Raw genomic sequence first — 250 nt, forward strand, 5'->3', positions numbered from 1 at the left:
GGCCTCTATCGCTTGGTGTAATTGTGCAATAGAAGTATTAAACTCACACGATAACTCAATAGCACATACTCTATGTTTCATTATTATATGGTCGTCGAGCTTTTGCACTGCTTGCCAAGAGGGGTTAATGGTTTCGCCATCAAAAGGAGTAAAACCGGTAATTAATACGCACGCCATAGGGTAAGTTGATTTAGTCATTGAACACCACGCTATACATTAAAACAATATTAACGGCGAGTAAGGTTACTGC

Annotated in this window: 1 protein-coding gene; it reads right to left on the reverse strand. The window is 39.6% G+C overall.

What is annotated here, in order from left to right; translation table 11 throughout:
- Positions 1 to 198, reverse strand: a 198-nt coding sequence (locus AAEY62_RS23765; protein WP_502935565.1) for a pyroglutamyl-peptidase I family protein, incomplete at its 3' end; no start/stop codon positions are given.
- Positions 199 to 250: the final 52 nt, after the last annotated feature.

Origin of the sequence: Pseudoalteromonas sp. GW168-MNA-CIBAN-0100, assembly GCF_040309225.1 — a bacterium.
In the GTDB taxonomy this organism is placed as follows: Bacteria; Pseudomonadota; Gammaproteobacteria; order Enterobacterales; family Alteromonadaceae; genus Pseudoalteromonas; species Pseudoalteromonas arctica.